The organism is Flavobacterium frigoris, assembly GCF_900111075.1.
Lineage (GTDB): Bacteria > Bacteroidota > Bacteroidia > Flavobacteriales > Flavobacteriaceae > Flavobacterium > Flavobacterium frigoris.
In genome coordinates, this window is sequence record NZ_FOFZ01000002.1 from 324,028 (window position 1) to 346,795 (window position 22,768).

20 protein-coding genes are annotated in these 22,768 nt (G+C 36.6%); 6 read left to right on the forward strand and 14 right to left on the reverse strand.

Features of this window, described 5'->3' with window-relative positions:
* Nucleotides 1–8: 8 nt before the first annotated feature.
* Together clpP and BMW63_RS04590 are read right to left on the reverse strand one after the other, a co-directional pair.
* Nucleotides 9–683 carry an ATP-dependent Clp endopeptidase proteolytic subunit ClpP gene (gene clpP / locus BMW63_RS04585; RefSeq protein WP_074721682.1) on the reverse strand — a complete coding sequence of 225 codons (675 nt, stop codon included), beginning with the start codon at nucleotides 681–683 and terminating at the stop codon, nucleotides 9–11.
* Nucleotides 684–993: 310 nt separating this feature from the next.
* Nucleotides 994–2,319, reverse strand: coding sequence for a trigger factor (locus BMW63_RS04590; protein ID WP_074721684.1), 1,326 nt, complete (start codon nucleotides 2,317–2,319; stop codon nucleotides 994–996).
* A 419-nt stretch (nucleotides 2,320–2,738) separates the two neighbouring features.
* Here BMW63_RS04590 and BMW63_RS04600 point away from each other — a divergent pair, with 419 nt between their 5' ends.
* The 6 genes from BMW63_RS04600 (at nucleotide 2,739) to BMW63_RS04630 (ending at nucleotide 7,784) form a co-directional block, all read left to right on the forward strand.
* On the forward strand, nucleotides 2,739–3,080 hold the full coding sequence (locus BMW63_RS04600) for a DUF3024 domain-containing protein (protein ID WP_083380346.1): 342 nt from the start codon (nucleotides 2,739–2,741) through the stop codon (nucleotides 3,078–3,080).
* Between the two features lie 319 nt (nucleotides 3,081–3,399).
* Complete coding sequence (locus tag BMW63_RS04605) at nucleotides 3,400–4,569, forward strand: MFS transporter (protein WP_074721688.1); 1,170 nt, start codon at nucleotides 3,400–3,402, stop codon at nucleotides 4,567–4,569.
* 119 nt (nucleotides 4,570–4,688) lie between these two features.
* Nucleotides 4,689–5,204 carry a DUF2975 domain-containing protein gene (locus BMW63_RS04610; RefSeq protein WP_074722066.1) on the forward strand — a complete coding sequence of 172 codons (516 nt, stop codon included), beginning with the start codon at nucleotides 4,689–4,691 and terminating at the stop codon, nucleotides 5,202–5,204.
* A gap of 2 nt (nucleotides 5,205–5,206) precedes the next feature.
* The gene (locus tag BMW63_RS04615; protein ID WP_074721690.1) at nucleotides 5,207–5,422 is read left to right on the forward strand and encodes a helix-turn-helix domain-containing protein; all 216 of its coding nucleotides are present in this window, start codon (nucleotides 5,207–5,209) and stop codon (nucleotides 5,420–5,422) included.
* Nucleotides 5,423–5,530: 108 nt separating this feature from the next.
* Nucleotides 5,531–5,896: a hypothetical protein gene (locus BMW63_RS04620; protein ID WP_139174188.1), complete on the forward strand. Its 366-nt coding sequence runs from the start codon at nucleotides 5,531–5,533 to the stop codon at nucleotides 5,894–5,896.
* A gap of 280 nt (nucleotides 5,897–6,176) precedes the next feature.
* Complete coding sequence (locus BMW63_RS04630) at nucleotides 6,177–7,784, forward strand: flavin-containing monooxygenase (RefSeq protein ID WP_245744858.1); 1,608 nt, start codon at nucleotides 6,177–6,179, stop codon at nucleotides 7,782–7,784.
* Between the two features lie 237 nt (nucleotides 7,785–8,021).
* On the opposite strand, the gene BMW63_RS04635 is transcribed toward BMW63_RS04630, so the two are convergent.
* The 12 genes from BMW63_RS04635 to BMW63_RS18530 form a co-directional block, all read right to left on the reverse strand.
* Nucleotides 8,022–10,427, reverse strand: a complete 2,406-nt coding sequence (locus BMW63_RS04635) for a multicopper oxidase domain-containing protein (RefSeq protein WP_074721696.1) — start codon at nucleotides 10,425–10,427, stop codon at nucleotides 8,022–8,024.
* A gap of 74 nt (nucleotides 10,428–10,501) precedes the next feature.
* Complete coding sequence (locus tag BMW63_RS04640; protein ID WP_074721698.1) at nucleotides 10,502–10,888, reverse strand: DUF302 domain-containing protein; 387 nt, start codon at nucleotides 10,886–10,888, stop codon at nucleotides 10,502–10,504.
* Between the two features lie 23 nt (nucleotides 10,889–10,911).
* A complete protein-coding gene (locus BMW63_RS18085) occupies nucleotides 10,912–11,049 on the reverse strand; it encodes a hypothetical protein (RefSeq protein WP_175460258.1) in 138 nt (45 codons plus the stop codon).
* Between the two features lie 45 nt (nucleotides 11,050–11,094).
* Entirely contained in the window at nucleotides 11,095–11,676 is a 582-nt protein-coding gene (locus BMW63_RS04645; protein ID WP_074721700.1) for a membrane or secreted protein, read from the reverse strand.
* 52 nt (nucleotides 11,677–11,728) lie between these two features.
* Entirely contained in the window at nucleotides 11,729–14,530 is a 2,802-nt protein-coding gene (locus BMW63_RS04650; RefSeq protein WP_074721702.1) for a heavy metal translocating P-type ATPase, read from the reverse strand.
* Between the two features lie 86 nt (nucleotides 14,531–14,616).
* A complete protein-coding gene (locus tag BMW63_RS04655) occupies nucleotides 14,617–15,135 on the reverse strand; it encodes a helix-turn-helix domain-containing protein (RefSeq protein WP_083380348.1) in 519 nt (172 codons plus the stop codon).
* Nucleotides 15,136–15,181: 46 nt separating this feature from the next.
* On the reverse strand, nucleotides 15,182–15,661 hold the full coding sequence (locus BMW63_RS04660) for a DUF305 domain-containing protein (protein WP_074721706.1): 480 nt from the start codon (nucleotides 15,659–15,661) through the stop codon (nucleotides 15,182–15,184).
* 164 nt (nucleotides 15,662–15,825) lie between these two features.
* Entirely contained in the window at nucleotides 15,826–17,040 is a 1,215-nt protein-coding gene (locus BMW63_RS04665; protein ID WP_074721708.1) for an efflux RND transporter periplasmic adaptor subunit, read from the reverse strand.
* Nucleotides 17,041–17,042: 2 nt separating this feature from the next.
* Nucleotides 17,043–18,290 carry a heavy metal-binding domain-containing protein gene (locus tag BMW63_RS04670; protein ID WP_074721710.1) on the reverse strand — a complete coding sequence of 416 codons (1,248 nt, stop codon included), beginning with the start codon at nucleotides 18,288–18,290 and terminating at the stop codon, nucleotides 17,043–17,045.
* Between the two features lie 2 nt (nucleotides 18,291–18,292).
* A complete protein-coding gene (locus BMW63_RS04675; RefSeq protein ID WP_074721712.1) occupies nucleotides 18,293–19,546 on the reverse strand; it encodes a TolC family protein in 1,254 nt (417 codons plus the stop codon).
* Nucleotides 19,533–21,470: an efflux RND transporter permease subunit gene (locus BMW63_RS18525; RefSeq protein ID WP_074722070.1), complete on the reverse strand. Its 1,938-nt coding sequence runs from the start codon at nucleotides 21,468–21,470 to the stop codon at nucleotides 19,533–19,535. The genes BMW63_RS04675 and BMW63_RS18525 overlap by 14 nt, the downstream gene beginning before the upstream one ends.
* 7 nt (nucleotides 21,471–21,477) lie before the next feature.
* Nucleotides 21,478–22,758 (reverse strand): efflux RND transporter permease subunit, encoded by a 1,281-nt coding sequence (locus BMW63_RS18530; RefSeq protein ID WP_074721714.1) that lies wholly within the window; start codon nucleotides 22,756–22,758, stop codon nucleotides 21,478–21,480.
* Nucleotides 22,759–22,768: the final 10 nt, after the last annotated feature.

Here is a 22,768-nt window from a genome sequence, read left to right on the forward strand (position 1 = left end):
ACTGATTTTTATCCTCTTCTTAAAACTTCATCAATCATTCCGTATTCTTTTGCTTCATCAGCAATCATCCAATAGTCACGTTCGCTATCGTTATGCACTTTGTCAAATGTTTGTCCTGAGTGGTGAGAGATAATTTTATACAACTCATCTTTCAGTTTCAACATTTCTCTTAAGTTGATCTCCATATCAGTCGCAACACCTTGTGCTCCTCCTGATGGTTGGTGAATCATTACTCTTGAATGTGGCAATGCTGAACGTTTTCCCTCTGCACCTGCACATAACAGTACTGCTCCCATAGAAGCTGCCATACCTGTACAAATTGTAGCAACGTCTGGCTTGATGTATTGCATCGTGTCATAAATTCCTAATCCTGCATAAACACTTCCTCCAGGAGAATTCAAATAAATTTGAATGTCCTTAGAAGCATCAGCGCTTTCTAAGAATAATAATTGTGCTTGAACGATATTTGCAATTTGGTCATCGATTCCTGTTCCTAGGAAAATAATTCTGTCCATCATTAATCTCGAGAAAACATCTAATTGAGAGATATTCAATTGACGCTCTTCGATGATATATGGAGTCATATTAGTAGGGTTCATTGCTGCAACGATTTTATCGTAGTACATAGCATTTACTCCTTGGTGCTTTGTAGCAAACTTTTTAAATTCTTTACCGTAGTTCATATTTTATTTGTTCTAAGTTTTACGTTATATCTGTAGCCTTCTTTAATGCAAAGGTCATACCTCTTTATAAATGATGTCAAACTGTCTTATTTTTAGCCCAGGTAGCAGTGAAAAGCTTTTTGAATTCCGGTTTTTAGTTTTTTTATTCTTGTAAAGCGACCAAAGGAAGCTCTTGCAAGAATTTTAAAAAACTAAAGCGGAAGAAAAAACTTGTAACGCATAACTGGATTAGCTCCTCAAATTAATTGAAACAAAAGAGCGCCAAAAAGAATTTTCCTTTGACGCTCAAATATACTTAATTTTTTAGAAATTATTCTCCGTAAGACGCAGCAATAAATTCGTCGTAAGTAACTTCTTTAGTTGTTGGATTTGCTTTTTCTTTAAACAATTCTAACAATTTCTCAGCTACAACTTGATCAGAAAGTCTTTTTACTTCGTCTTGGTTAGACAATACTCTTGCAACAATTCCTTGAACTTCTTCGTCCGTAGGATTTGTTTGTCCGTATTGTGCCATTTGTTGACGGATATTTTTTGTAGTGAAAGTTTTCAAGTCTTCAAAAGTGATTTTGATATCAGATTGAGCCATTGCTCTACCTTCGATCAATTGAAAACGCAATCCTTTTTCAGAACGTGCATATTCAACCTCAGCTTCTTCAGGAGACAATTTTTTCTCTCCTACAGTTTGCAACCATTTTTTAAGAAATTCAGCTGGTAAATCGAATTTTGTGCTATCGATTAAAAACTCAGTAACATCTCCTAATAATTTTTGGTCTGCTTGCGTTGCAAATTGAGCTTCAGCATCTTCTTTGATCTTCGCTTTCAATTCGTCAAGAGAAGCTACTGCTCCTTCTCCGAAAAGCTTATCAAACAACTCTTGGTTTAATTCAGCCAATTCCGTTGTATTGATCGCTTCGATTCTAAAATCTACATCTACAGCAAGTGTGTGAACGTCATCATGACCTACTTTCATCACGTCCATCAATTGATGAGCATCTTCAAATAAACCGTTAGTGTTTACAGTAACAACGTCACCTACTTTTTTACCGATGAATTTATCAGCAGTCGCTTTGTCTTTGAAAATATCCAAAGAAACAGTCGTTCCACTATTGATTCCTTTTTCTTCGTTTAAGAAAGTTCCAGTTAAATCAGAACCTGCTACAACCACTTCTTGAGGAACTGCAGTACCAAATTGTTTTTGGATACGCTCCACTTGACCGTCGATTAATTTAGCATCCGCAGAAACTACATATTTCACGATGTCGTTTTTAGCCTCTAAGTCTAAAGTGAAATCAGGAACTAATCCAATTTCGTACTCAAAAACCAATTCTTCCCCATCCCAAGAAAAATCTTCGTTTACTTTAGGAAGCGGAGTCCCTAGAAGGTTTAATCTTTCAGCTTGTAAAAAACGCTCTAAAGCTAAATCAACCACTTTAGTCACTTCTTCTACTTTTATCGCTTTACCGTATTGTTTTTCAACAAGATCTTTAGGCACAGCCCCTTTTCTAAATCCTTTAACGGTAGCCAAAGGCATTTTTTCGTTTATTCTTTTTGCTACTTGACCTTTGTAATCCATGTGCACAACTGTTATTACAATCGTCTCGTTTACAGCGTCTGTTGCTACTCTTTTGATATCCATCTTGTTCTTTACTTTACATTATAAATTCAGAGTGCAAAATTATAAAATTTTTTGAAGCCAAACAAGCTTTTTACCGCCGAACCTTCAGTGCGAATTTTCATGGTGTTTTACCCTTTAAAACCAAGGGTGTTTTGCTTGTTTTGGGCGTGCCCTCGTTGCAGTACGACTAGCGGTAACGACAAGTTTATAATGCAACGAGGTCAGGCTGTTCGTTGCAATCTTTTTTATCATTCTGCTATCGCTCCATGCTATAAAAGGATTTCCACTGCCATCCTTCACGCGACACAAAATTGAAAATATTAAACGAAAGAGCTTTTTTTTGAAATACAATATTTTATACATTTGGAGTAAAAATCAGCAACCACAAAACCAACTGTACAACTAACAAAAGGGTAAGTGAAATTTATAAAACAATAAATATGAAATACGAAATAGCTAGTATCGAGATAGAAGAAATTGAAAATTACTTATCCTACATTCGTCCTAACGAAGAAATGAGATCTCAAATCGATATTGGATACCGAATTGAAAAACAAAGTGTGTTCATCTTCGAAATTAGACCCGATTGGATGGATCCTAAAAAGAAAATTGAAAGAGACATTGCCAAAGCCACCTATGTCCAAAAAGATGACCAATGGAAAGTGTTTTGGCAGAAATCCGATTTAAAATGGCATGCCTATAAACCGCAACCAATCACAAAACATTTATTAGACTTCATTCGATTAATCGAGAAAGATGAGTATAGTTGTTTTTGGGGATAGCTCCTTTCTCAAATACGAAGCTAATGCAATCATTAAGATTGATTAACAACTTTGATATATTGAACCTCACGTGATGCAGCAGCCGTGATTGCGTCCTGCGTCGCAATGACAACAACCACAAACAAAGTCATTGCGAGGAACGAAGCAAACACACAATACAAAGCTACTTAACAAGTCGTGACACAGCAGCCGTGATGGCGCACGTTCGTCGCAATGACCTACTAAACACCAAAAGAATATTAAATAAAAGTTTCAATCCTAAATAATGCTTTAATTTTGCGATCCACAGCTACAAAGTAGCTGCCAAAATAAAAACACAATGAAACCTTCAAAAACTATCCTTCCTATAATTGTCATCGCTCAGTTTTGCTGTACTTCGCTTTGGTTTGCCAGCAATGCCGTCATGAGTGATTTAGTATTGCATTTCAACCTCAACCCGAGTGTTGTGAGCTACTTAACTTCGGCGGTGCAATTTGGTTTTATCCTAGGAACATTAGTCTTTGCATTATTAGCGATAGCCGATCGGTTTTCGCCTTCAAAAGTGTTTTTAATTAGTGCTTTACTTGGCGCTGCATGCAACCTTGGAATTTTATGGGATGGCAATAATCTAGCAAGCATGTTAAGTATTCGGTTTCTAACAGGTTTCTTCCTTGCCGGAATCTATCCTGTGGGCATGAAAATTGCCGCTGATTATTTCGAAAAAGGACTAGGGAAATCACTAGGGCTTTTAGTTGGCGCGCTCGTTTTAGGAACTGCTTTTCCGCATTTCCTAAAGGGTATGACTTCTGGATTGCCTTGGGAACTTGTTATTCTTTGCACTGCTGGACTCGCTATTTTGGGTGGTTTAATGATGGTGTTTTTTGTTCCTGACGGTCCTTTTAGAAAACCAAGTCAAGGAGTCAACATCAAAGCCTTCTTTGGAATTTTCGAAAATAAAAATTTACGCACCGCTGCCTTTGGTTACTTTGGTCACATGTGGGAACTTTATGCTTTTTGGGCTTTCACACCGTTTATGCTTGCCGCTTACTCCAACCTACATCCCCAAGCACAATTCAACATTCCTATTCTATCTTTTATTATCATTGGTATTGGCGGACTCGCTTGTATTTTAAGTGGTTATTTATCAGAAAGTTTTGGAACCAAAAAAATAGCGACCATTGCTTTGTTACTGTCTTGTATTTGCTGCCTTATTTCGCCACTATTATTCATCCAACCTTCAGCTACACTATTTATTGCTTTCCTACTATTTTGGGGCATGGCCGTAGTTGCCGATTCACCCTTGCTTTCTACACTGGTAGCACAAAACGCACCCGCCGAAGTAAAAGGCACAGCACTTACCTTAGTCAACAGTATTGGCTTTGCCATTACAATAGTTAGCATCCAATTAATTAGTTGGTTGCAACTGTCGACTAACAGTAGTTTGATTTATTCATTTTTGGCAATTGGTCCTATTTTTGGATTATTGGCTTTACGCCAAAAAAACAAATGAAAGTGATTTTAAAATTCATCATAAAATAAAAAAATATTGTTTTGTATTATTTTATTATTGTTTATCGATAATTAATTGTTATGTTTGTCATGAATTATAAAAACCTAAAAGACATAATCATGAAAAAATTAACCTATTTAAAATTCTTTATTAATTTATTTTTCTTCGCATCAATCGTTTCCTCTATTTCACTTTTATTTAATTTAAGTAAAGTACTATTTGATTATAAAATTCAAAGGCCTTTTCAAATAGAAAATATAGATTTATTACTTAGTGGTGTAAATTTAAAAATCGTTTTAAGTTTTATCACAATAAGTTCTTTTGTTCTTATCTATGGTATTTATTTACTTAAAAAAGTCGTGCTTCTATTTATGGAAAACAAAATTTTTGATGATCAAGTTATTTTGCTTCTAAATAAAATCGGAAAGGTTCTAATTTTATCAACAATATTAAAAGAAATACCCATTCTATGCTTTAAAATATTCTCTTTTCAAGAGATAGGAATCGGTTCTAAAAACGTCAATTATATAGGTTTCCATTTTCCTATAATTACTTTAGCTTTGTTTTTTATGGTATTAAGTGAAGTATTTAAAATCGCAAAAAATCTTAAAGACGAAAACGAACTAACAGTATAATTATGGCTATAGTAATAAACGTTGATGTGATGCTTGCAAAAAGAAAAATGCGCTCTAATGAGCTTGCTGAAAGAATTGGCATCACCACCGCAAACCTCTCTATTTTAAAAACAGGAAAAGCCAAAGCAATTCGTTTTTCTACACTCGAATTAATTTGCGAAATTTTAGAATGTCAACCAGGAGACATTATGGAATATGTAAAAGAATCTACCTCTTAATTGAGGTAGATTCTTTTTTTTTTGAATAATCATAAACCTATTATCTTGTAGGTCGTTAATATTTAAACACAAAAATACCTACCTTCGCTCTAACTTTAGAACCATCAATTGATCAAACAACTAAAATATCTTATTGCGCTCTTTCTTGCTTTTGGCTTGATGGTAAACGATGGTGCTTTAGATTCTCAATCTAATACAGCAGCTTACGATCAAGTTTCCTCCGCTCAGGAGAGAAAAGATTTTAAAAACTCCAGAGTATACGTTTTCAATCAGATAACTTCGTCTGAGAAAACTTCATTGCCAATTCCTTTTGCACAGCTGCAATTGCAAGATATATACAGCCTTAAAACACAAGTGCTTCTAAAATCCCGAATTGCATTGTATCAAAATATCAGCGCAATCAAGGCACAACAGGTTTTTTTACGCCAAACAATCACTTCAAGCAATTCTTATTCCAGTTTATACATAGCTTAGAACAGCACTGCTTTTCTAAGCATTTATGCAATTTATTGCATACCGATGATAAAAAAATGTCTAATCATTTGTCATTTACACCATGTATAAACACAACAATACAACACGTTTAGAGTCCTCTAAACGACCAACTCTTTGGATAAAAAGAAAACTAATGCTATTTATTACTGCCTTTATGATAGGAATGTCAAACGGCATGAACGTTGAAGACGAATCTGCTCTCAGAAAACAACACCACACAGAACAACAAGATAAAAAAGATTGACTTGATGATTTGCAAATGGATTATGAAATACCAGCCCGATCAAAGCCAGCCGACTTTGCGCTTTCAACAAATCACCTCATCTATTACAAACCCATTAAGCTTGAAAATTTAATGATGTTTTTTGTTGATTCTATTTTGTATTTTGCAACAGCATTTAAATTTACAAACAACAACATGAATACGAATCATACCGATATCATTATCATAGGAGCAGGATTATCTGGTATAGGCGCCGCCTGTCATTTGTCCCGTAAAAATCCCAATAAAACCTATATTATTCTAGAAGCAAGAACGGAAGTTGGGGGCACTTGGAGTTTGTTTAAATACCCAGGAATTCGTTCTGATTCTGACATGTACACCTTTGGTTATTCCTTTAAAACCTGGGATGAGCAAAAGTCTTTCGCTGACGGGCCTTCTATCTTGAAATATATAAATGAAGCCGCTGACGAATATAAGGTACGCGATCATATCATCTACCAACAGCGTGCGCTTTCTTATAACTTCGATACAAAAGAGAAATTATGGACGGTAACTACCACAAATACGGAAACGGCAGAAGAAACAATCTATACCTGCCAGTTTATCTTTAGCTGTAGTGGCTATTACAATTATACCAAAGGCTATACCCCCGAGTTTAAGGATCAAACCAGCTTTGAAGGAGAAATAATCCATCCTCAAAAATGGCCTAAAAACTTAGATGTTACTGACAAAAAAATCATTGTAATTGGTAGCGGAGCGACTGCCGTCACCATTGTCCCCGAGCTTACCGCTGAAGCCGCAAAGGTCACTATGCTGCAACGATCGCCAACCTATATTGCTGCTTTGCCCAATAAAGATAAGGTTGCTGCACGACTGAAACGCCTATTCCCTAAAAAAGTAGCTTATCGATTAATTCGTTATAAGAATATTTTATACACTATTGTCTTTTTCAATCTCTGTAAGTACTATCCAGAAAGAATGAAAAACTTCATCATAAACGGAGCTAAAAAAGGTCTGGGAGACTTTCCCGTTGACCCTCATTTTATACCTAATTACAACCCATGGGAACAGCGTTTTTGCATCGCCCCAAACGGAGATTTTTTTAGAGCCATCAGGAAAGGGAAAGCATTAGTAGTTACAGATCATATCGATCGTTTTTTAAGCAATGGAATTTTATTAAAATCGGGGAAGACACTAAATGCTGATATTATCATCACGGCAACTGGACTTGAATTAGTGGCGTTTGGAGGGGTGAAAATTCAACTAGATTCAAAACCATTTGATGTTTCTAAATCTTTTGTCTATAAAGGCCTTATGTTAAGCGATCTGCCTAACTTCTTTATTTTTGTTGGTTATACCAATGCTTCGTGGACGTTGAAAAGTGACTTGACCAGCGAGTATATTTCTCGGGTACTGAAATATTTAGAAAAACATAATTACAAAGCAGTACAAGCAAAAGTAATTGAGACCGATTTAAAACCCGTTCCGCTACTTAACCTGAACTCTGGATACATAAACAGGGCAGCAAATACACTTCCTAGTCAAGGGAATAAAGCCCCTTGGCGCATTTATCAAAATTATATTCTGGATTATAAAATGCTTCGTGTGGACTCTGTTAAAGACAAACGTCTACGCTTTTTTTAAAATATGATAAATAAACAGTACCACAATACCGCTTGATTTCATACCGAAAGGTAGTGCGGAATTGCATACTGTGCCCACAACAGCAAGACACAAAACAAAAAAGCTATGAAACCACATCATAGCTTTTTCTTGTTTTTACAATAAGTAATGAGCACTTATTCCATTTGCTTGAAGTTTACTAAAAGACATCATTCTTGCTTTTAAATAAATCAATTTCCTTACTTAGGACAATCGCTTTTAAAACCTGACAGATAACCCGCCGCCTCCACCAAAACGGTTATCATAGCTTCCCATTACTGAAAAGTTTTTTGAGAACATATACTCGACACCCGCGCTCCAAACAGTATCTGAGGTGTAGTCTTTCGCTACCGGAAGATCATTCACCAAGCCTAAATCCAGTTTGTATTCATAATATCCAAACACTGAAAATTTAGGAAATACCATAACACTTCTTCCTAACGCAATTCGGGGTCTCAATTCATTATCAATTCTCGCATCAAGATTAAATAAATACGGAGTCAAATATCGAATCCCAACGACTGCCGTGGTCTTGAACGTATCAAAACTATCTTCCTTTTCATTTTCTATGTTTATACCACCAAAAACCCTCAAGTAATCATGTAAATATCTTTCATAGGTAATTTCTCCCTCTAGATTTTTGTTCCATCCATATTCCATAGACACGTTAAATTGGTTTCTCAGGTTGGAAGCCGTTAATTGCAAAGCCGTAAAATGAGATGCTGCATCTACCATTCCCCATGAATAATATCTGTTGGTTTCAGCTACTAACTTAGCTACAGGAAACCCTTTCATACGCGTATCTCTTAGTGTATCATAGCTAAAAACTCTTGCCATACCGCCCATCATATGGTACAATATATGACAATGGAAAAACCAGTCTCCATATTCATTTCCGTAAAATTCTATTGTGACATTCCCCATTGGTGGCACATTTACGGTATGTTTTAAAGGCGAATATTCTCCGTTTTTATTGATAACCCTAAAGAAATGACCGTGCAAGTGCATCGGGTGATGCATCATGGTCAGATTATTCAATGTTATTCTTGTCACCTGCCCTCCTTCAATTTTTATTTTATCAGTTTCAGCCAATGGAACACCGTTCATACTCCAGATATAGCGCTGCATATTTCCCGTTAGGTTCAACAGGATTTCTTTCACAGGCGCATCAGCAGAATAGTTCGTTTTTACCGGTGATCTTAGGTAATCATAATTGTATTCTGAAAACAGATCCATTCCTTCCATTTTCATTTCGCTTTCCATGCCGCTTCCCTTCTTAGAATCCGCTGCCACCGCATGGTTTTCTTGCATACCGTCCATTTTCATTTTCGAATGATCCATTTTCGAATGATCCATTTCCATTCCATTCATTTTAGAATCCTTGGACATATCCATTTGCTTTTGCTTCATGTCATCCATTTTCATCCCTTTCATTTTCGAATGATCCATTTCCATTCCTTTCATTTTAGAATCCTTGGACATATCCATTTGCATGCCATACTCTTCCTTAATTTTGAAGCGTTCGTCTTTCTTCGGACGGTACTTTATTGCATGAGCTCCCATTTTCATGTCCATCTTCGCCATCTTTTGCATCATGCCAATTTTGTCTGGTCTTGGAATAACTGGAGCCGCTAAGATTTTACCACTTCCCAGAAATGCCGAAGCGCTCCCTGAACCATCTTGTGCCGTAATTCTATATTCAATTTTACCGTTTTGTGGAATGGTAACAATAAAATCATAGGCTTCTGCGATACCAATAAATGTTTTGTTTTTTACAACTGGCACTACATCTTGACCGTCTGCTGAAACAAGTATTGGATCTTCTCCACCAAAAGTCATCCAAAAAGAAGTAGAAGCACCGCCATCAATAATCCGCACTCTTATCTTTTCTCCAGGTTTAAAATCGGGATAGTCAACGGACTGTTTTCCATTAATCAAAAATGCAGGATAGTAGATGTCGGCAATATCTGCCCCCACCATACGCTGTCTCCAAAAGTTTAACTGTGCTCCGAAGGCACCTCTTGCAATAACTCTATTAAGCGGAGTCGCAGTCCCTTTTTTTATTTGATACCACTCTGAACCCCGTTTTAAAGTCCGGAGTACGTTTAGTGGTTTCTCATTAGTCCAATCCGACAACATGAGTACCAATTCTTTATCGTACACTAATGTTTCTTTTTTGGGATGAATAACGATAGACCCATACACACCACTCTGCTCTTGCAGCATAGTATGTGAATGATACCAATACGTTCCCGCTTGTTTTATAGCAAATTCATACTTCAGCATTTGTCCCGGCTTGATAGGCGGAGTAGTCAAATAGGGAACTCCGTCATAAAAATTAGGCAGTATTATCCCGTGCCAATGAACAGATGTTTCCACAGACATTTCATTTTTCACATAAATAACAGCATATTCCCCTTCAGTAAAATCCAATACTGGACCTGGTATACGTCCATTTACAGTCATTCCTTTTACGGCTACCCCTGCTTTATTAACCATCTCCTCCTTAATAGTCAATGTATATTCTTTGACCGTAAGATTATCGACGTTACCTTCTACCTTCTGGCTAAAAATAGATTGGGATACAATCAAAACTAACAACGCTGTATATTTTAAAGTATTCATTTTATTATTTTTAATTACTAATCTTCAATGCTATTTTACTTGCTTGATACGTTTTACCGTTACAAAAAAAACGTTTACAAATTATTGATTATTTTTTTTAGGCTATCTCTGATTTCTGTTGCGATTCCCACAAGTTCAGTATTTTCTACCGCTTGCATAGAAGCAGCTGGATCAACCGCCGAAACTTCTATCTGACCTTTTACTTTTTCCTGAACAATCACATTACATGGCAACATCGTTCCTATTTTATCTTCGGCCAATAATGCTTTATATGCAAATGGCGGATTGCAGGCACCCAAAATGGTGTAATTGTAAAAGTCCACATCCAGTTTCTTCTTTAGTGTTGCTTTTAAGTCAATTTCTGTTAATATTCCAAATCCTTCCGCCTTAAGCGCTTCCGTAACTTTTTGAATTGCATTTTCGAAACTGTCGTTAATTGTTTTACTGAAATAATATTCCATGCTATTTATTTTTAACATTAAATTTATTTGTTTTTTCTGTATCGGTGAGCTACTGCTAATAATATCAATGCAAAAATCAATATTGAGCCCCACCAAAACCAATGCATTCCCATAAATGAGTAGCCATCCATATGCATTCCTCCATGTCCTGTATTATCCATAATTGTATAGTTTTAGCGTTAAATACCACTACTGTGTTTAAAATGTTATTTGGATTTTTTATCCATTTCCTTCATCTTACTCATGTCCATTTTTTCTACCTTCATTTTCTCCATCATTTTCATCATTTCTGGGCTATCCATCATTGATTTACACATATCGGACATCATAGCATCATCATTTTTGGCTTTTTCCATCATGCCCTTCATCATACCTTTCATCATATCTGGATTATCCTTCATCATTTTCATCATTTCAGGCATCATGCTTCCCATCATTTCAGGATTTTCTTTCATCTTCTCCATCATTTTAGCATGGCTTTCTTTCATCATTTCTGGATTATCCTTCATCATTTTCATCATTTCAGGCATCATGCTTTTCATCATTTCCGGATTTTCTTTCATCTTCTCCATCATTGTGACATGATGTTCTTTCATCATCATCATTTTACCGCTTTTACTTTTCATCAACGCGCCCATCATCTCTTTTGACATCATTTCGTCATTAGCGATAGTGTTCATGATTTCGGTTCTCTTCTCTGATTTTGACAGTACCTGATTCGTTGACTGACAAGAATACAATAGTCCAACTAAACCGAATGCGAATGCAAATTTCTGTAGTGTTTTCATGGTATTTTATTTAGAGATTAAAAATTTTATATTAAAAATGCACCTTAGTGTATTACAGTTTCAAATTTCGCAGTCGCAGTGCATTTGCAATAACAGAAACCGAACTAAAGCTCATCGCAAGTGCAGCAATCATTGGCGAAAGCAAAAGACCGAAAAAAGGATATAAAACCCCTGCTGCGATTGGGATTCCAAGTACATTATAAAAGAACGCAAAAAATAAATTTTGATTGATGTTTTTCATCACAGCATGGCTCAGTTCTTTAGCCTTGACAATCCCTTGCAAATCTCCTTTGACCAAAGTTATTTTGGCGCTTTCTATTGCTACATCAGTTCCGGTACCCATCGCAATTCCAATATCGGCTTGTGCCAATGCCGGTGCATCATTAATTCCGTCTCCTGCCATAGCTACAATTTTGCCTTGGTCTTGCAACCTTTTGATCTCCTTTAATTTATCCTCCGGCAGACAACCTGCTATAAACGAACTCAAATGCAATTCGTCAGCAACTGCTTTTGCGGTGTTCTCATTGTCACCAGTAAGCATAATCACTTCGACTCCTTGACTCATTAATTCCTTAATTGCAGCCACACTCGTGCTTTTAATCGCATCCGTTATCGTTACATAACCCAAAACCTGATTGTCAACCGAAATATAAGACACTGTTTTTCCTAGTTTCTGTTCGGCTATTATTTTAGCGGCTAAATCATCTGTAGTTTTCGAATTATTTTGCTCCATTAATTTTGAATTTCCAAGTGCGACTTTTTTACCATTTACGGTTCCAACCACTCCTTTTCCGGTAAAGGATTCAAAATCTTTCGCTTCTAATAAAGTTACCTTTTTAGCTTTCGCAAAATTGACTACGGCTTCCGCCAAAGGATGTTCGCTATATTGATTCAACGAAGCAATCATTTGCAACAAATCTTCCTCTTCATTTTCAGTCGAAAACACTTTTTCTACAGATGGCTTACCCTCGGTGATCGTTCCTGTTTTATCGGTAATTAGAACATTTACCTTATTCATATTTTCTAAGGCTTCCGCATTTTTTATCAAAACCCCCGATTGCGCTCCTTTACCCACTCCTACCATAACTGACATGGGTGTTGCTAATCCCAAAGCACAAGGACAAGCGATAATCAAAACAGCAATAGCATTTATGAATCCGTAAACGATTGCTGGCTCGGGGCCAAATTTTGCCCAAACAAAAAAGGTGATTACTGAAACGGCCACTACTATTGGCACAAAATACTTCGCAATTCTGTCGGCCAGTTTTTGTATCGGCGCTCTCGAACGGCTGGCTGAATTTACCATTTGCACAATTTGCGAAAGCAAGGTTTCTGAACCAATTTTTTCAGCAACCATAACAAAAGATTTGTTGCCGTTAATTGTTCCTGCAATAACAGAATCGTCTGCTTTTTTATCTACAGGAATGGGTTCCCCCGAAATCATAGATTCATCGATAGTAGTTTCCCCTTCGGTAATTTTTCCGTCAACAGGAATTTTTTCACCTGGTTTCACCCGAAGCAAATCATCCTTTTTGATATCATGAACAGAAATCACCTTATCGCTTCCATCAATGACCAAAGTAGCCACCGTGGGCGCTAATTTCAATAATTCTTTTATGGCACCACTGGTTCTGCTATGCGCTTTGGCCTCTAACAACTGACCTAGCAAAACCAAGGTTAGTATCACCGTTGTTGCCTCAAAATACAAATGTACCGTTCCGCTTGCTGTTTTAAATTCATTTGGAAAAAGTTCTGGAAAGAACAAGCCAAATAGGCTAAATAGAAAAGCAACCCCAGAACCAATTCCGATCAGGGTAAACATATTTAAGTTCCATGTAATAACCGACTTCCAGGCACGTACAAAAAACATCCAGGCAGCATAAAAAACGACCGGAAGCGACAAGGCAAACTGCACCCAATTCCAACTCGAGGTGTCCATTATTTTTTGTAGCGGATTATTGGGTATCATATCTGACATTGCAATTATAAAAATAGGCAGCGTAAAAACAACGGCTATTTTCATTTTACGCACTAAGTCAAGATACGTCTTGTTGTCTTCGCTTTCGCTAGGCTCCATAGGTACCAAATCCATTCCGCATATCGGACAAGAACCCGGACCTTCCTGGATTATTTCAGGATGCATGGGACAAGTAAACATTGTTTTCGTCGGAAGTAAATCGGGTGCTTTTACTAAATCCATTCCACAAACAGGACAATCTCCCGCTTGGTCATATACTTTATCGCCTTCGCAATGCATGGGACAATAATATTTTCCTGCCGCATTAGAAGGAATGCTTGTTTCCTCTTTATGATGTTGATGACCGCCTTTTTCATGTTCATGTGATTGAGTACCACAGCACGATTTCGCTACTGGCTCTTCCACTTTTTCATCAGCTGCAGCATTGGTTGAACTCAATTCAGGTTCTTTTAAAAAATGCATTCCGCAAACGGGACAATCTCCCGCTTTGTCATATACTTTTTCCCCTTCGCAATGCATAGGACAATAATATTTCCCTACCGCATTCTCGGATATGCCAGCTACGTCTTTATGATGTTGGTGACTGTCTTTGTCTTGTTGATTTTTTGGAGTACCGCAGCAAGATTTCGCAGCTGGTTCCTCTGTAGTTTTTTCTGCAGCAACCACCGGCTTGCTCATTTCTATTGTATAATTCCCTGCAGCAGCTAAAGCTTCCTGCAACTGTGAAGTAGGAATGTGTTTTTCCATTGTGATTGTGGCCACTGCCGGCTCCAACGAAACAACAGACTCAACCCCTTCAATAGCATTCAGTGTTTTCTCCACTTTGCCGCGACAACCATCGCAACTCATTCCGGTAATGGTATAGGTATGTTTCATTTCTTTACAGTTTTAAATTAACATTACAAATATCCGTATGAGACTACTTTATTGTGTTACACAATTCTGGGTATGCTTTGTATAATTTATAATCCATCAATCTGTTTTCTCATTTTATCTTTCAATTGCTTGAAATGGGTCGGGGTAAAACCAGTAGTTTTTTTGAATTGATTGCTTAAATGCGCTACGTTACTATAATTCAGCTGAAATGCAATTTCACTTAACGTCATTTCATTATAGATTAATAGTTCTTTTGCCCGTTCAATTTTTTGTGCAATAAAATAATGCTCAATTGTTGCTCCTTCTTTTTCTGAAAAAAGCTTACTCAAAATACTGTAATCCTGCCTTAAATCAGTGGCTAAATAATTTGACAAATTACTTTTCAGTTGCTCCTTTTTATAATGTACTAAATCGATTATTAAATTTTTAATCCTTTCGACAGTCTTATTTTCCTTATCATCTAACAATTCAAAACCAAGCAAGCTCAGGTTTTTTGATAACAGCTGCATTTGACTTTCGTCCAAATCAGTTGCAATTTCTACTTCCCCTAATTGCATTGCAATAATAGAAAGCTCCATTTTTTCCAACTCTGCCGACACCGCCATTTCGCAACGGCCACAAACCATGTTTTTTATATAAATTTTCACTTTATTATTTTTTGCTTTCGAGACGAATAATCATTTCATTCATTTGCTTAATTTCTCTTTCTTGAGCCGCAATTATATCTTCAGCTAATTTTTTAGCTTCTGGATCTTTAAAATCTACATTACTACTAGTCATAATGGCTGATGAATGATGAGGAATCATCGCTTTCATATATTGTATATCTCCAATAAAGGTTTGTGTCCTTAATAGAAAAAGTGTTCCTAGAAATGTAGTAGCGGCAAAGACTATTATCATTATATTGACTTTATTGTTTGGATACATTTTCCACATTAATAGTAACATTGTAATTGCCATTGCTGCAATCATTAAAGTAGTCATGTAAAAGCGAGTTATACTATTATAGATGTGACTGAATTCAGCAACATTTAAAAACATAACTAAATACATAACGACAAATGAAACCGCCATTATTAAGGCAAATTTTACATAAGGATTAGTTTTTAAGTGTGTGTTATTTTCTTCCATGATTCTATTTTAATTAGAGTTTTTGATCGTTAATCAATTTAACTTTCGGGTAACGTCCTTTTTATAATTATTTTATTATCAAAAATGCTTTTAAAGCCCATCATAACAGAACTAAGTTAGCTTTTTTTAACATTTTAACCTATTAATAAACAGTTTATTACACATTACATCTTCATCCCCGCCATGGGATCACTTCCTTTGCGGAATATATACTCACTGTTAATGGCATAAGCACCGCTAACAACGACTTTCTTCGTACTATCTAAATCCGACTTGATTTCGATCATTCCATTGACTTCCACCCCGGTTTCAACCATCACGTTTTCAAAAATACCATGACTTTTTTCAACCCAGATATACGTCGCATTTTCATCCCTAATCACAGCATCTGTTGGAATAAATAATCCTTTCTTATTAGATTGAGCTAATTTAGCCACGGCTTGCATTCCCGGTTTTAAAAATAAATTCGCGTTGGCAATTTCCATTCGAATTAATAGCAATCTGGAATCTGGATTAATCTCCGGATTAATAAATGAAATTTTAGCTTTTATCTCTTTAGCAGGATAATCAGTAAAAGAAACTGTAGCGCTTTGTCCAATTTTCAATGATTTTGCATAGTTCACGTTTACTTGCGTTTCAAGCCAAAGCGTACTTAAAGCAGCCAACTTAATTATTGCGCCGCCTTCCATGATATAACTACCTTCTGTAGCCGCTATCTCCGAAATATATCCGCTATATGTACTATAAAAAGTAGTGTATGGCGAAATTTGGGAATTGCCCTTAATACTCTCAATTTGCGCATTAGACAAACCATAGAACAACAATTTTTGCTTTGCAGCTTGCAGCATGTTTTTGGCGTTTTTGCCAAAATCACCAGGCATAGTCAATTGTTTAGATGCTGCAAAATAATCTTGTTTAGCAATGGCTATATCTTCGCTGTATAATTGATAAATGGCTTGATTTTTTTTAACATAATCACCTTCGGTTTTAAAGTATAATTTCTCAATTCGCCCCATCGCTCTTGCTGAAATAGTTTTGATTTGTTCCTGATTAATTGTTAAAACTCCTGTATAGTTTTCTTCCAGACTACTATTGCTTTCTTCTATATTTTGGGTCGTTATGTTTCCCAATTTTATTTGCTGGTCACTAAGGGCAATTTCATTAGAGGCAGAATTATCCTTTTTCATTGGGGTTAATTCCATATGGCAAATAGGACACTTCCCAGGCTTATCCTCTTTTATTTGGGGATCCATAGAACAGGTGTAATACGTACTTTCCACGTCCTGATGGGCGCTATGATCTTCCTTGTTCTTATCGTTACAGCCCATTAAGACAACAAATGCCACTAATAGCAAACTGAATTTCTTTATCTTTTGCATGATTATTCTGTTTTTATAAAGCTTTCGCTGTCCATTAAATATTGTGCATTGTCAGCAATTGCATCTTTTACAGACAGCCCTTCGATGACCTGAACAAAATCATTGATTTCAATTCCTGTTTTTATTTCTTTTGCTTTAAAACCATTCTCCATTTTAATAAAAACCACTTTTTTACTACCGATGCTAACTAATGCTTGCTTACGAACCCAAATTCCTTGTATAGGATTTGTTTCGACAATACCTTGAAGTCTCAAGCCAATCGGGAATTTCAGACTGCTATTATTTAAATACACTCGAACCCTATTTGTCTTATCGGTTTCGCTGAACTGAGTTTCTATAAAATTAACTTTGGCATTTATAAAATCATTTTCATCTAATTCTGATGAAAACCGAATGGGTTGATTGATTTTTATCAAACTACCTTGTCCTTGCATCACATTGAAAACACCCCATACTTTATCGGTATTTACTAATTTAAAGACCACTTCATTCTGTTTAATATAATCCCCTTCCTTCAATGTTAAAGAAGTTGTTGTGGCGGTACTGTTTTGCATAGATCCTTCGGCAGCAGTCGTCATACTTTCTGTTCCTTGAACTATTCCATTAGTAGGACTATAAATAGTGATCACTGGATTTGTTCTTTTGGCTACAGCCAAAGAATTAATCTGATTTAAAGTCATTCCATAAAGCAGTAATTTCTGTTTCGAAGCCTTTATAATGGATGTGTTTTCAGCATCATTGGTAATTAAATAAATAAAATTTTGCTGTGCTGTCAATAATTCCGGACTATACAAATCAAAAAGTCTTTGTCCCTTATTTACTTTTTGGTATTTATAATTCACATACATTTTTTCGATTCGGCCACTTATCCTTGCTGCAATATTTACCGATGAATTAGGATCATAAGCTACAATTCCAGGCAGCTTTATTTCACTACTAATAGCGGTGTCTTTTGCTGTTGTAGTTTGAAAGTCTCCCACCACGAAGCTATCCGTTGGCCGTAATAGATGGTCAATCGATTGGCTTTCCGTCGGTTGCGCTTCAGTTACTTTTTTAATCAACGTCATTCCGCAAATTGGGCATTTTCCAGGCTCGTCCCTAATAATTTCAGGATGCATCGAACAAGTATATACCTCCGCCTGATGCTCGTGATCTGCTTGACTATTGAATTTATTTACGCCATAATAGACTCCAAATCCAACCACTAAAACCGCAATAGCCAGCAAACTATATTTTATGTATTTATTCATAATTATTTCGTTTCCAGTTGTTTTTCAATTTCTACCTGAGTGCTCAATATGGCCTGCAACTTGTCTAACTTTTCTATTTGTGCCATATTCAATGCTTCCCAGGCATCCAACACCACAAATAGATCTCCTGTATTGTTTTGCCAAGCTATAATTGAAGTGTCATAATTTCTTCGCAAGGCCGGAATGATACTTTTATCGGCAATTTCATATTGTCTCTTTAAGTTGGTCAGCTCCGCTTGCATCCCTGAAATCATTCCTGTTGCTTCGTTGAGAATCATTTGCTTTTGCCAATCTAAACTTTCGTTTTTTAGTTTAAAACTGTTGATGTTAGCCTTATTCATTTTTGATGACCAAGGCATGGGAATTGTAATCATTCCCATCAAGGAAAATTGTTGCGGACGATTCCCAAAAGCAAACATGTGATCATATTTTACTCCAAACTCGGGCAACAATTTTGCTTTCTCGGTTTCTATTTTCAACTGATTTAAAGCAATTGTTTTTTCAATAGCTCTGACATCGCTTCGGTTTTCAGAAAGCGATACCGTATCCAATTTCATAAAATTATACTCCTTTAAAGTAAAATCAGGATCGATTTCAAAAACAGTATTTTTGTCTCTTGCCATCAAAGTATTCAGCGTAATTTTCTTTTGCGAAATCTCATTTTGCAGCATTACGACCATACTTTCTAAAGCGCTATATTGTGACTTTGCCTTATAATAAGTAGGCAATTTGTCCATGTTATATTGATAGCGTATCTCCATGCTTTTGATCATGTACTCTAAAAGCAATAAATTGTCATTGGCTATTTTTATTTTTTTATCCAATACAATCCATTGGTAATAATTCGTTTTTACCAACGCATTCAACTGATTCACGGTATAATTTTTATTTTCTACCTCAACTGAAGACATGGCATTCATGTAATTAGAATCGGCTTTTAGCCTTGAAGCATTTGGAATCATTTGAGTAACACCTATCATATAAGCCCCCATACCAGGATTCATTTCGTCTCCCTTCCACATTTTAGTGTTATAAGGAGTCATAAACAAGCCCGTGTTCACTTGAGGTGCCATCCAACTGCGTGCCCCTTTTGCCGCTGCATCCATGCTCTCTATATCGGCATCGTACATTTTTAATTGCGGATTATTCGTTTTAACGGTGGTCAAAACAGCATCCAACGAAAGTGTTTGCGCTACTGCAGAAGCGGCGTTTAACAGCAAACAACTGATTATGATGTAATATTTAATGTGTCGCATCGATAAGATCTATTTTTCCCTTTGTCTTTAATTCACGTTGTTTTGTCATTTCAAAAACAATAGGGGTTACTAATAATACATATATGACAGAGGTGATTGTTCCTCCAATAAGCGGAACTGTAATGGGAATCATCACATCAGCGCCCGTTCCAGTCGCCCAAAGAATGGGTACTAATCCAAATAGAGAAACTGATACCGTCATTAATTTTGGTCTCAGTCTTTTTGCCGAACCATCAATAATGTATTCTCTTAAAATATCCGTAGTGATTGCCTCACTGCTATTACCATATTTTGCAACCATTTTATTCATGGCCTCATTCAGGTAAATAGTCATTATCATGGCCGTTTCTATCGCCATCCCAAACAGTGCGATGAAACCTACTGCCACGGCAACGGATAAATTAATTCCATAAAAATAAACCATAAAAATCCCGCCTATTAAAGCAAAAGGAACCGTTATCATCGTTATCAAAGCTTCCTTCATCGAGTTATAGGTGAAATACAAAATCAGGAATATGATAAGAACAACGATAGGCAATATCAGTGATAATGTTTTGTTGGCTCTGATTTGATTTTCCCATTGTCCACTCCATTCGACATAATAGCCTTTTGGCAATTTCGTCATCATGGTATTGAGTTTATCTTGTGCTTCCTCTACCGTACTTCCTAAATCGCGCTCCCGAACATTAAACAAAACACTCCCACGAAGCATGGCGTTTTCGCTGTTTATCATTGGAGGCCCATCACTTATTTTTATATCAGCAACAGCATCTAATGGTATTGGTCCGTATTCCATAGTTTGCACCTGCAATTTTTTTAAGGACTCAATACTATTTCTGTATTCCTGCGCATATCTCGCATTCACAGAAAAGCGTTGTCTGCCTTCGATAGTGGTCGTCAATGTCATTCCTCCAATTGCCGCTTCAACAACATTGTTCACATCATCAATCGTCAGACCGTATCTACCAATTGCTTCTCGCTTTGCTTCAATGTCGATATACTTCCCACCGGTTATTGGTTCGGCATACAAATCTTTCACTCCTTCGGTTCCTTCTAATGTCTTTTTAATTTTTTGTGCCAAAGCTTCTATGGTATCCAAACTAGCTCCATAAATTTTCACCCCAACGTCTGTTCTGATTCCCGTCGAAAGCATATTTATTCGATTAATAATAGGCTGTGTAAAACCATTGGTTACCCCAGGTATTTGCAGTTTATTATTTATTTCATCGATGATATCACTTTTCGTTTTACCCGCTCTCCATTCGTTATGAGGTTTAAGCAAAATAATCGTTTCAATCATACTTATAGGACTATTGTCCGTTGCCGTATTGGCTCTTCCCGCTTTTCCCAAAACATGAGTGACCTCGGGAATTGATTTTATTATTTTGTCCTGAACCTGTAATATTCTTTTCACTTCAGAATTAGAAACATCGGGTAAGGTTACAGGCATAAACAAAATCGAACCTTCATCTAAAGGAGGCATAAACTCGGAGCCGAGCTGCGTAAACATCAACCCTCCTATTACTAAAGCAATGCAGTTTACCACCAAAACACTTTTTCTCCATTTTAAACAAAAAACGAGAATTGGAGTATACCAACTTTCCAGTTTTCTATTGATTGGATTTTTATTCTCTGGACGTAATTTTCCCTTTAGCAAGTAACTAATCAAAACCGGAGTAAGCGTAATGGCTAAAAACGCATCTACGATCAGTATAAATGATTTTGTCCAAGCCAATGGACTGAATAATTTCCCTTCCATTCCCGTTAGCAGAAAAACAGGCAAAAAAGAAGCAATCACAATAAGTGTCGAATAAAAAACTCCAGGTCCAACGAGCTTAGAGGAAGATTCAATTAACTTCATTCGTTCATCAGCCGACAATGGATCGTGTTCTTTTTTAAATATATTTTTAAATAACTTTTTCATCGGTTGATTATTGATTATTATCCATTTCTTCTTGTTTCTCAGAGATGGTTCTATAGGCATTTTCGACCATAACTATTCCATCATCAACCACAACACCAATAGCTAAGGCTATCCCCGTGAGCGACATAATATTGGATGAAATCCCAAAAGCTTGGAGCAAAATAAATCCTATAGCAACAGATATTGGTAACTGTATCAGAATAATCACTGCACTTCTCCAATGAAAAAGAAAAAGAAGAATCACTATTGACACCGCAATCATTTCTTCGATTAAAGTTCCTTTAACTGATTCAATCGCCTTCTCAATTAGTTCGCTTCTGTCATAAGACGTTTTGAAGGAGACCCCTTCCGGCAATCCTTTTTCGACTTCTTTCATTTTCAGTTTTACTGCTTTGATAACCTTATCAGCATTTTCGCCGTAACGCATTACCACAATTCCTCCCACTACTTCACCTTCTCCATTTGCATCAAAAATCCCGAGACGTAAATCTCCGCCCATTTGAACGGAACCGATATCTTTTACCCTTACTGGAACGGAATTATAATTTTTGATGGCAATTTCTTCCACATCTTTGCTGTTTTTTATGTAGCCAAGTCCTCTAACGATATAAGCCATGTTGCTCATTTCAAATTTCCGCCCTCCAACATCATTATTGCTTGTCTTTACGGCTTTCATCACTTCCATCATGCTAACATTATAGTACTGCATTTTCAAAGGATCTAAAACCAATTGATATTGTTTTTCAAAACCTCCAAAGGAAGCGACCTCAGCTACACCCGGAACTGTTTGTAAAGCAAATTTCACATACCAATCCTGCAGCGCTCTTTGCTCACCTAAATCCATTCCATTGGTTTCCAAATGATACCAAAATATATGTCCTACTCCGGTACCATCAGGCCCTAAAGTGGGAACTACATTTTGCGGCAACAATCGTTGTGCATAATTTAATCGTTCCAGCACTCGGGTTCTTGCCCAATAAGGATCTACGTTATCTTCAAAAATGATGTAGATAAAACTCATTCCAAACATGGAAGAAGCACGAATATTCTTGATTTTTGGAATTCCCTGTAAATTGGAAACCAAAGGATAGGTTACCTGATCTTCAATTACCTGCGGACTTCTGCCCATCCACTCCGTGAAAACAATAACCTGATTTTCTGATAAATCAGGAATGGCATCGATGGGATTTTGCTGCACACTATAAATCCCCCAACCAAATAAGCAGGCGGAAACGAGCAATACAATCGCTCGATTTTTCAAGGAAAATGATATTAGTTTTTCGACCATAATAACTTAA

Bases quoted from the DNA above. Each gene is read 5' to 3' on its own strand.
- clpP (WP_074721682.1), bottom strand. From the start codon at position 683: ATGAACTACGGTAAAGAATTTAAAAAGTTTGCTACAAAGCACCAAGGA.
- BMW63_RS04590 (WP_074721684.1), bottom strand. From the start codon at position 2,319: ATGGATATCAAAAGAGTAGCAACAGACGCTGTAAACGAGACGATTGTA.
- BMW63_RS04600 (WP_083380346.1), top strand. From the start codon at position 2,739: ATGAAATACGAAATAGCTAGTATCGAGATAGAAGAAATTGAAAATTAC.
- BMW63_RS04605 (WP_074721688.1), top strand. From the start codon at position 3,400: ATGAAACCTTCAAAAACTATCCTTCCTATAATTGTCATCGCTCAGTTT.
- BMW63_RS04610 (WP_074722066.1), top strand. From the start codon at position 4,689: ATGAAAAAATTAACCTATTTAAAATTCTTTATTAATTTATTTTTCTTC.
- BMW63_RS04615 (WP_074721690.1), top strand. From the start codon at position 5,207: ATGGCTATAGTAATAAACGTTGATGTGATGCTTGCAAAAAGAAAAATG.
- BMW63_RS04630 (WP_245744858.1), top strand. From the start codon at position 6,177: ATGGATTATGAAATACCAGCCCGATCAAAGCCAGCCGACTTTGCGCTT.
- BMW63_RS04635 (WP_074721696.1), bottom strand. From the start codon at position 10,427: ATGAATACTTTAAAATATACAGCGTTGTTAGTTTTGATTGTATCCCAA.
- BMW63_RS04640 (WP_074721698.1), bottom strand. From the start codon at position 10,888: ATGGAATATTATTTCAGTAAAACAATTAACGACAGTTTCGAAAATGCA.
- BMW63_RS18085 (WP_175460258.1), bottom strand. From the start codon at position 11,049: ATGGATAATACAGGACATGGAGGAATGCATATGGATGGCTACTCATTT.
- BMW63_RS04645 (WP_074721700.1), bottom strand. From the start codon at position 11,676: ATGAAAACACTACAGAAATTTGCATTCGCATTCGGTTTAGTTGGACTA.
- BMW63_RS04650 (WP_074721702.1), bottom strand. From the start codon at position 14,530: ATGAAACATACCTATACCATTACCGGAATGAGTTGCGATGGTTGTCGC.
- BMW63_RS04655 (WP_083380348.1), bottom strand. From the start codon at position 15,135: ATGGCGGTGTCGGCAGAGTTGGAAAAAATGGAGCTTTCTATTATTGCA.
- BMW63_RS04660 (WP_074721706.1), bottom strand. From the start codon at position 15,661: ATGGAAGAAAATAACACACACTTAAAAACTAATCCTTATGTAAAATTT.
- BMW63_RS04665 (WP_074721708.1), bottom strand. From the start codon at position 17,040: ATGCAAAAGATAAAGAAATTCAGTTTGCTATTAGTGGCATTTGTTGTC.
- BMW63_RS04670 (WP_074721710.1), bottom strand. From the start codon at position 18,290: ATGAATAAATACATAAAATATAGTTTGCTGGCTATTGCGGTTTTAGTG.
- BMW63_RS04675 (WP_074721712.1), bottom strand. From the start codon at position 19,546: ATGCGACACATTAAATATTACATCATAATCAGTTGTTTGCTGTTAAAC.
- BMW63_RS18525 (WP_074722070.1), bottom strand. From the start codon at position 21,470: ATGAAAAAGTTATTTAAAAATATATTTAAAAAAGAACACGATCCATTG.
- BMW63_RS18530 (WP_074721714.1), bottom strand. From the start codon at position 22,758: ATGGTCGAAAAACTAATATCATTTTCCTTGAAAAATCGAGCGATTGTA.